We start from the raw sequence: 3,576 nt of genomic DNA on the forward strand, positions 1-3,576 counted from the left end.
GTGCGGCCGTCCCGCGAGGCGGTCGCGGCGCTGCGCGCGGAGCTGGACCGGATCCCGTCCGCCGGGGGGCGCCGGGTGCTGCGCTGGACGACCGTGGAGCAGTGGCACATCACGCTCGGCTTCTACGGCACCGACGACCCGGATGCGCGGACGGAGTGGTTGCGGCCCCGGCTGGCGGGTCTGGGGGCGCGCACCGTCCGGCTGAGTGGGGCGGGCTCGTTCCGCGGGGTACTCTGGATCGGGGTGGCCGGCGCGGGGCTCGGCGATCTGGCGGCGGCGGTCCGTCCCCCCGACGAGGAGCGGGAATTCCACGCCCATCTCACCCTCGCGCGTGGTGACGTCCGCGCGGCGATCGAGCGGTGGCGGCGGCGGTTGGCCGACATCAACGGCCCCGAGTGGACCGTCACCGAGGTCGAACTGATGCGCAGCGACCCCGGTGGGGCGCGGGGTTCCGGTCCCCGCTACAGCACCGTGCAGCGGTTCCCGCTGCAGCCGGGCTGACCGCCGCACGCCCGGTGTCCCGGTGGATCGGTGTCCCGGTGGATGCCGCCTCCGACGCGCCGGAGCGGCGCGTGCCGCCAGGGTGCCGCCGCGGTGCTGATACCCTCGACCCTGGGTCCGGCTGCGGTCCGTGGCGGCCGGTACCGACGACACACCGACACGGCACGAACGAGCAAGGAGTGAACGCGTGGCGCTGTCCACCGACGAGAAGAAGCAGATCCTGTCCGAGTACGGCCTCCACGAGTCCGACACGGGATCGCCCGAGGCCCAGGTGGCCCTGCTGACCAAGCGGATCGTCGGCCTCACCGAGCACCTCAAGGTGCACAAGCACGACCACCATTCCCGTCGTGGGCTGCTGCTGCTGGTCGGCCGTCGCCGCCGGCTGCTCAACTACGTGATGCGGGTGGACGTCGGCCGCTACCGGTCGCTGATCCAGCGACTCGGCCTGCGTCGATGAGAGACTCCGAGGGGGAGTGACCCGGTCGGGCCACTCCCCCTCGGTACACGAAGGACGAACAAGGGCGAGCGCGCCGCGCACGGGGACGCCACAGCCGGTCCTCGGTAGTGGCCGCCGGGAGACTCCTCCCGTCGGCTTCGATCGATGACCGGCCCCGTACCTCGGGCGTGCCCCCGAAGGGCGGGGGATGCGTGGCCCTGCACGCACGAGGAGTAACGGAATCATGACTGAATCAGGCGGGAACGCCGTGCACGAGACCGAGGCCGTGTTGGACAACGGCCGGTTCGGCACGCGCACGGTCCGCTTCGAGACGGGCAGGCTGGCCAACCAGGCCGCCGGCTCGGTCGTCGCCTATCTGGACGACGAGACCATGCTGCTGTCGGCGACCACCGCCTCCAAGCAGCCCAAGGAACAGCTCGACTTCTTCCCGCTCACGGTGGACGTCGAGGAGCGCATGTACGCGGCCGGGCGCATCCCCGGCGCGTTCTTCCGGCGCGAGGGCCGTCCGTCCACGGACGCCGTCCTCACCTGCCGGCTGATCGACCGTCCGCTGCGCCCGTCGTTCGCCGACGGACTGCGCAACGAGATCCAGGTCGTGGTGACGGTGCAGAGCCTGCACCCCGAGGACCCGTACGACGTGCTCGCGATCAACGCCGCGTCGGCCTCCACCCAGATCGGCGGACTGCCGTTCTCCGGTCCGGTCGGCGGTGTGCGGGTCGCGTTGATCGAGGACCAGTGGGTCGCCTTCCCCACCTGGTCGCAGCTGGAGCACGCGACGTTCAACATGGTGGTCGCCGGGCGCATCGTCGGGGACAAGCCCGAGGACGTGGCCATCATGATGGTCGAGGCCGAGGGCACCGAGAACACGCTGGACCTGGTGGCCGCGGGTGCCACCGCGCCCACCGAGACCAGCGTGGCGCAGGGCCTCGACGCCGCGAAGCCGTTCATCCGCGCGCTGTGTGAGGCGCAGCAGCGGCTGTTCGACGCCGCGGCCAAGCCGACCGGGGAGTATCCGCTGTTCCCCGCCTACGAGGCCGACGCCTACGACGCGGTCGCCGCGATCGCCACCGACGAGCTCACCCGTGCGCTGTCCCTGCCCGGCAAGCAGGAGCGCGACGACGCCACCGACGAGGTCAAGGCGTCGGTGCTGGAGCGCGTCGGGGTCGGTGCGGGCGAGACCTTCGAGGGCCGCGACAAGGAGATCGGGGCCGCGTTCCGGGATCTGACGAAGAAGCTGATCCGGCAGCGCATCATCAGGGACAAGGTCCGCATCGACGGCCGTGGGCTGACCGACATCCGCCAGCTCGCCGCCGAGGTCTCCGTGGTGCCCCGAGCCCACGGGTCCGCGCTGTTCGAGCGGGGCGAGACCCAGATCCTCGGCGTGACCACGCTGAACATGCTCCGTATGGAGCAGACGCTGGACACGCTGTCGCCGGAGACGAGCAAGCGGTACCTGCACCACTACAACTTCCCGCCGTTCTCCACCGGGGAGACCGGTCGCGTCGGCACGCCGAAGCGGCGCGAGATCGGCCACGGGATGCTGGCCGAGCGGGCCCTGGTGCCGGTGCTGCCGAAACGGGACGAATTCCCGTACGCGATCCGGCAGGTGTCCGAGGCCCTCGGGTCGAACGGGTCGACCTCGATGGGGTCGGTGTGCGCGTCCACGATGGGCCTGTACAACGCGGGCGTCCCGCTGAAGGCGCCGGTGTCCGGCATCGCGATGGGGCTCGTGTCCGACGAGGTCGACGGCGAGACCCGCTACGTCGCACTGACCGACATCCTCGGCGCCGAGGACGCGTTCGGCGACATGGACTTCAAGGTCGCCGGGACCACGGACGTCATCACTGCGCTGCAGCTGGACACGAAGCTGGACGGCATCCCGTCGGACGTGCTGGCGAGCGCGCTGAACCAGGCGCGGGACGCGCGGCTGACCATCCTGGACGTGATGTCCGAGGCCATCGGCGGCCCGGACGAGATGAGCCCCTACGCGCCGCGGGTGACCAGCGTGAAGGTGCCGGTGGACAAGATCGGCGAGGTCATCGGCCCGAAGGGCAAGATGATCAACTCGATCACCGAGGAGACCGGCGCCGACGTGTCCATCGAGGACGACGGCACGGTGTACGTGGGCGCCTCGGACGGCCCGTCGGCGGAGGCCGCGATCGACAAGATCAACGCGATCGCGAACCCGCAGCTGCCGAAGGTCGGCGAGCGTTACCTCGGCACGGTCGTGAAGACGGCCGCGTTCGGCGCGTTCGTCTCGCTGGTGCCGGGCAAGGACGGTCTCGTGCACATCTCGAAGCTCGGCAACGGCAAGCGCGTGGAGAAGGTCGAGGACGTCGTCAACGTCGGCGACAAGCTGCGGGTGGAAATCGCCGATATCGACAGCCGCGGCAAGATCAGCCTGATCGTGGTCCAGGACGAGGAGTCGGGGGACACCGGCGCGGCCACGAGCGGGGCGATCGGGGGCACCGGTGCGGCGGACACCGCCTCCGAGGAGCCGACGGCGGACCTGGCCGAACAGGCCGAGTCCGGCGGTTCCGACCGTGCGGGCGACGCCGGGGACACCGGGTCGGAGGACAAGGGCGACCGGCCCACACGGCAGCGGACCCGCCGGGGCG

General features: G+C 71.2%; 3 protein-coding genes. All 3 read left to right on the top strand.

Annotation, left to right across the window (positions count from 1 at the left end):
* Positions 1-501: 2'-5' RNA ligase family protein (locus tag SACHA_RS0107390; RefSeq protein ID WP_019808427.1), on the top strand; the 501-nt coding region annotated here is incomplete at its 5' end.
* Positions 502-688: 187 nt separating this feature from the next.
* The gene (rpsO, locus tag SACHA_RS0107395; protein WP_019808429.1) at positions 689-958 is read left to right on the top strand and encodes a 30S ribosomal protein S15; all 270 of its coding nucleotides are present in this window, start codon (positions 689-691) and stop codon (positions 956-958) included.
* Positions 959-1,181: 223 nt separating this feature from the next.
* On the top strand, positions 1,182-3,576 hold a 2,395-nt coding region (locus SACHA_RS20825; RefSeq protein ID WP_232211831.1), incomplete at its 3' end, for a polyribonucleotide nucleotidyltransferase.

The sequence above is a fragment of the Saccharomonospora halophila 8 genome, from assembly GCF_000383775.1.
Taxonomy (GTDB): Bacteria; Actinomycetota; Actinomycetes; order Mycobacteriales; family Pseudonocardiaceae; genus Saccharomonospora; species Saccharomonospora halophila.